The 5694-nt window shown below is 69.6% G+C and carries 5 protein-coding genes; 1 reads left to right on the top strand and 4 read right to left on the bottom strand.

Features of this window, described 5'->3' with window-relative positions; all coding sequences use genetic code 11:
* Positions 1-159: 159 nt before the first annotated feature.
* Entirely contained in the window at positions 160-1062 is a 903-nt protein-coding gene (locus ACE3TU_RS18240; protein ID WP_374626796.1) for a methyltransferase, read from the top strand.
* On the opposite strand, the gene ACE3TU_RS18235 is transcribed toward ACE3TU_RS18240, so the two are convergent.
* From ACE3TU_RS18235 to carB, 4 genes are all read right to left on the bottom strand, one after another.
* Entirely contained in the window at positions 1059-1841 is a 783-nt protein-coding gene (locus ACE3TU_RS18235) for a sulfite exporter TauE/SafE family protein (protein WP_374626794.1), read from the bottom strand. The two genes, ACE3TU_RS18240 and ACE3TU_RS18235, sit on opposite strands and share 4 nt — an antisense overlap.
* Positions 1842-1988: 147 nt before the next feature.
* Positions 1989-2771 (bottom strand): phytanoyl-CoA dioxygenase, encoded by a 783-nt coding sequence (locus ACE3TU_RS18230; protein ID WP_374626792.1) that lies wholly within the window; start codon positions 2769-2771, stop codon positions 1989-1991.
* A gap of 207 nt (positions 2772-2978) precedes the next feature.
* Positions 2979-3524: a hypothetical protein gene (locus ACE3TU_RS18225; protein ID WP_374626790.1), complete on the bottom strand. Its 546-nt coding sequence runs from the start codon at positions 3522-3524 to the stop codon at positions 2979-2981.
* A gap of 114 nt (positions 3525-3638) precedes the next feature.
* The coding region (gene carB / locus ACE3TU_RS18220) for a carbamoyl-phosphate synthase large subunit (RefSeq protein WP_374626788.1) at positions 3639-5694 on the bottom strand (2056 nt) is incomplete at its 5' end.

Here is a 5694-nt window from a genome sequence, read left to right as displayed (position 1 = left end):
GTGCCGGGCCGCCGGGGCAGGGTCGTCGAGCCTCGGTGGCGAGCCGCGATACGAAGGAGCTTATGCTTCGGCGGCCACTCCGGCAAAGCGAAAAACTGCGGATTCACTCACTTCTGCACGCGGCGCCGGTGCGCTAGAGCCGTGCCAGCGAAGCAAGCCATGCCCCCTAACCCGCATTCCTCCGGAGATCCGATTGCCGATCGCCGCGGCGCCTATGCCGAGGCGCTGGCGAGCGAGCGCGCCTATGCCGAGGCCGCCGAGGTGATGGAGCAGGCCCTCGAGCTGGTGCCGGACTGGGCGGTCGGGTGGTACAGCCTCGGCCGCCACCACGAGGCGGCGGGCAGCCTCGAGGGGGCCATCGCGGCCTGGCGGCGGTCGGCCGAGCTCGATCCCGAAGGGCGGTACGGGGCGGCGCTGAAGCTTGCGGCGTACGGCGTCGGCAGCGCCGGCAGGGCAACGGCCTATGTGGAGACGCTGTTCGACGACTACGCGACGCGCTTCGAGACCTCGCTGGTCGACCGACTGGGGTATCGGGTTCCCGAGGCGCTGGCCGCGGCGGTGGCGGCGAGCGGACGGCTCACAGCGGGGCGGGCCGTCGACCTGGGCTGCGGGACCGGACTGATGGGCGTCCGGGTCCGCCCCCATGTCGGGCGGCTCGACGGCGTCGATCTTTCGCAGGCGATGCTGGCCGAAGCGCGGCGCAAGGGCATCTACGACAGCCTGACGCGGGCCGACCTGTTCGACTACCTGCGCGGGGAGGACGGCATCGACCTGGTCCTCGCCGCCGACGTGCTCAACTACACCGGCCCCCTTGCCCCCGTCCTCGCCGCCGTGCGGCCGGTGCTGAACCCGGGCGGCTGCTTCGCCTTTTCGCTCGAAACGCACGAGGGGCCGGAGGCCGAGATCCTGCGGACCAGCCTGCGCTTCGCGCATCGCCCCGAGGCGGCGCTCGCGGCGTGTCGTGCCGCCGGCTTCGAGCTGCTGTCGAGCCGTGCCGAGAGCCTGCGGCACGACCGGGGCGAGCCGGTGGCGGGGCTGCTGGTGGTGCTCTCCAGAGGCTAGGCGAGCAGCAGCTTGACGCCAACCGTCGCGAGCACCGCGGCGAGCAGCAGGCGCAGCCACAGTTCGGGGACCTTGGGGGCGAAGAGGCTGGCGAGCAGGATGCCGGGGATCGAGCCGACCAGCAGCGAGACCAGCAGCGGCCACTCGACATTGCCGATCATCCAGTGGCCGAGGCCGGCGACCAGCGTCAGCGGCACCGCATGGGCCACATCGGTCGCCACGACGCGCAGCAGCGGCAGGCGCGGGTAGAGCAGCATCAGCGCCGTCACTCCGATGGCGCCGGCGCCGACCGATGAGATCGAGACCAGTACGCCCATCAGCGCGCCGATGCCCACGGTGAGCGCCAGCTGCAGCGACGGCCGGATATCGCCGGGGGCGTGCGCGACGGCGAGCAGCCAGCGTCGGAACAGCAGGGTCAGGGCCGTCAGGATCAGCATGACGCCGAGGACCGTGCCGACCAGATGGGCGATCTCCGGCGACGAACCGCCGACCTGCGACAGGATCCACAGGACCGCCGCCGCGGCACTGACGCTGCCCACCCCCAGGGTCAGCACCACCCGCCAGTCGACATTGCGATTGATGCCGTGGACGAGCGTTCCCGCCGCCTTGGTGATGGCGGCAAAGAGCAGGTCGGTGCCGACCGCCGTGGCCGGATGGATGCCGAACAGCAGGATCAGCAGCGGCGTCATCAATGACCCGCCGCCGACGCCGGTCATCCCGACGATGAAGCCGACGGCGAACCCGGACAGCGAGTAGAGCGGATCGATGCCGAAAACCAAGAGCTGCCCCTCGCCCGTTGTTCGAGGAAGCTAGTGGCCCCGCGGCGGGTTGACCAGCGTTACCGGTGGGACGTCTTGCCTCGCCGCAGGCCCATCGGACAAAATTGTTGCGTCATCCGGCGCCGCCCGTGACGGCGCCGGAGGGCGTTACCGCAGAGCCCGCGCGATCGCCACCTCGACCGGCGATGCCGGGTCGACGAGGTCGAGCGGACCTTGCGGCAGCAGCGCCGGCTGGGCCATGAACCGCGGTTCCCGGCCGCGGTGCGGCTGGGCGGCGTGGACGAGGAACGGGTGGCACAGGTAGACGGTGCCGGGCGAGCCGGTGGCGAGGACCTGCGGGCAGTCGGCGGTCGCGGCAAAGCCGTCCGCCGCCAGCTCCCGCAGGCTCAGGCCGGCCGCACCCGCCGGAGCGAGCCGGCGCGCGATCTGCCGGTGCGAGCCGAGCCGGATGCGCGTCGGCGCATCGGCCTCGCCCACCTCGGAGAACAGGAACAGCATCAGCAGCGCCCGACCGCGCGACTCGATGTTGACCCGCCAGGCCATGAAGTCGTCGGTCTCCTCCCAGCCGAAGCTCATGTCGACGTGCCAGCCGGCATCGCCCGGATCGTCGGCCGAGGGGAACCGCAGCGGAAAGGTCCCCAGGCTGCCGCGCGGCTGCCAGCGACCCGGTCCGACCAGCTGGTCGAAGGCCCCGTGCAGGATCGGCGTGTTGGCGGCCGCCCGGAACGGCGCGGCGGGGATGTCGCCGAGGCGGACGACAGGCCGCGTCCAGGTGGACGGGTCGGCGGGATCGCAGCCCGACAGGGTCCACAGGATGGCCCGGCATTGCGCCACAAGGTCGGCGGGAAAGGCATTGTCGATGCGGACGACGCCGTCGGCGATGAAGGTTTCGATCTGGGCCGCGGTAAGCGGCAGATGGGCTGAAGGCATGGTGGTATCCGTCTTTGCGCACGCGCGCCTGGGCGGCGGCGTGCCGGTTCGCTGGAAAGGCTCGGTCAGTCTCGCGCGGATCAGGCGAGGCGAAAGACCGCGGCGAAGGAACGGATCATCATCATGGTGCCCGCCAGCCTAGACGATCGGGCCCGTCCGTCAACCGGTCCTTGCGCGATCGATCCTGGCCGGGGGGGTCGTCGACCGTCACAGCGGAAGTCCGGCGGCCAGTTCGCCGTCGAGACGGATGATGCGCTCGCACAGTTGGGGCACGCCGGCCGCCTGGCTGTCGAGGCGGATGACGTGGCCGTCGGTGAAGGCGATCTCGATCTCGCCGGTCCAGCGCCGCCGCATGCCGACGACGTCGCCCAGATCCCGGGCGATGCGGTTGCCATCGATTCCCGCGTGCTCGAGCCGCCGTCCGCGCCAGCGGATATCGGCGCGGACGATGGCGCGCATCTGGCGCAGGCAGAGTGCGGTGCACAGGGCGAAGGCGAGGAGGAGCAGCACGAGGATCTGCATCTGTGCTTCCGCATCGGCGCGATCCGAACCGACGAACAGGCGGACGTAGAGCATCAGTCCGACGAGACCGCTGCCGAGGATGACGGCCGACCAGTGGAGGCCACCCGGCCGGATGCGGGTCCAGTCTCGGCCGGGAGGGGGATCGGCGAGGATGCGGGCTGCCGCCGCACCGGCCCCGGCGAAGACGAGGCCGGCGGCGAAGGGGGCGAGAAGGTCGATCCACCATTGCATGGCGGACTTGTCGCAGGCCGGTCGTCTAGGAACGGCTAACGGCGCCGCGCAAATGCCGAGCATCGGCGGGCGGGAGCGGAACGATCGGTCGACCGTCCCCCGCCGATCGGGGGCCTAGGCGGCGAAGTAGCTCTGCAGCGGGCGGACCTGCAGGTTGCCCTCGCGGTAGCCGATGATGCCCTCGACCGCCGCCACCGCGCCCGGGATGGTGGTGTAGTAGGGGATCTTGCCCATCAGCGCCGTGCGTCGGATGTCGCGGCTGTCGGCGATCGACTTGGTGCCGTCGGTGGTGTTGATCACCAGCTGGATGCCGCCGTTCTTCATCGCATCGACGATGTGCGGCCGGCCCTCCAGCACCTTGTTGACCTTGGTCGCCGCGATGGAGTTCTCGACGAGGTACTTGTGCGTCCCGGAGGTCGCGACGATCCTGAACCCGGCCTGCTCCAGCCGGCGGCAGAAGCCCAGGATCAGCGGCTTGTCGTCGTCGCGCACGGAGACGAACACGGTTCCTTCGCGCGGCACCTTCGAGCCGGCGCCGAGCTGCGACTTGGCGAAGGCGATGGGGTAGTTGGTGTCGAGGCCGATGACCTCGCCGGTCGACTTCATCTCCGGTCCGAGCACGGTGTCGACGCCCGGGAAGCGGTTGAACGGGAAGACCGCTTCCTTGATGGCGATATGGTCGAGCTTCTTCTCGGTGAGGTTGAAGCTCCGGAGGCTCTCGCCGGCCATGATCCGCGACGCGATCTTGGCGATCGGCGCGCCGATCACCTTGGCGACGAAGGGCACGGTGCGCGAGGCGCGCGGATTGACCTCGAGGATGTAGATGGTCTCGTCCTTGAGGGCGTACTGCACGTTCATCAGGCCGCCGACCTTGAGCGACAGCGCCAGTTCGGTGGTCTGGCGCTTCAGTTCGGCGATCACCGCGTCGGACAGGTGCATCGGCGGCAGCGAGCAGGCGCTGTCGCCCGAATGGATGCCGGCTTCCTCGATGTGCTCCATGATGCCGCAGACGAACACGTCCTTGCCATCGCACAGGCAATCGACGTCGATCTCGATGGCGCGGCTCAGGTAACCGTCGAACAGCAGCGGATTGTCGGAGAGGACCGAGTTGATCTGGCCGGTCTTGTCGTTGGGGTAGCGGATCAGGATGTCGGGCGGCACCAGCGAGGTGAGGGTGCCCTGCACATAGGTCTCGAATTCGGACGGCGAATGGACGATCTGCATGGCGCGGCCGCCCAGCACGTAGCTCGGGCGGATCACCAGCGGATAGCCGAGCCGCTCGGCGACGATGCGGGCCTGCTCGAGCGAATAGGCGATGCCGTTCTTGGGCTGGGTCAGTTCGAGCCGCGAGATCAGCTTGGAGAACAGGTCGCGGTCCTCGGCAAGGTCGATCGAGGCGGGCTGGGTGCCGAGGATCGGCACGCCGGCACGCTCGACCGCGTCGGCGAGGTTGAGCGGGGTCTGGCCGCCGAACTGCACGATGACGCCGTGCAGCGTGCCGTTCGACTTCTCGGTCTCGAGGATCTCGATCACGTCCTCCTCGGTCAGCGGCTCGAAATACAGCCGGTCCGAGGTATCGTAGTCGGTCGACACCGTCTCGGGATTGCAGTTGACCATGATGGTCTCGTAGCCCGCGTCGGAGAGGGCGAAGGCGGCGTGGCAGCAGCAGTAGTCGAACTCGATCCCCTGGCCGATGCGGTTCGGGCCGCCGCCGAGGATCACCACCTTCTTCTTGTCGGAGGGGCGGGCCTCGTCCTCCGGGGCGCCGGCGAAGGGCGCTTCGTAGGTCGAGTACATGTAGGCCGTGGGGGAGGCGAACTCGGCCGCCGACGTGTCGATCCGCTTGTACACCGGCCGGATGCCGAGCGACCGCCGGAGGGCCCGGACATCCTTGGCCTGCTTGCCGGCGAGGTCGGCGAGGCGACGATCCGAAAAGCCCATCGCCTTGAGGCCGCGCAGGGTCTGCGCGTCCGCCGGCAGGCCGTATTCGCGGATCTTCCGTTCAGTGTCGACGATACCCTTGATCTGCTCGAGGAACCACGGGTCGATCTTGGAGGCGTCGAAGATGTCCTCGATGCCGAAGCCGAGCCGCATGGCCTCGGCCACGTGCAGCAGGCGCTGCGGGGTCGGGGTGGACACGGCGGCGAACACGGCGTTCTCGCGGTCGTCC

The organism is Devosia sp. (genome assembly GCF_041917035.1).
GTDB lineage: Bacteria > Pseudomonadota > Alphaproteobacteria > Rhizobiales > Devosiaceae > Devosia_A.
The sequence above is the reverse complement of the archived record's forward strand: the minus strand, read 5'-3'. Positions and strand labels throughout refer to the sequence as shown.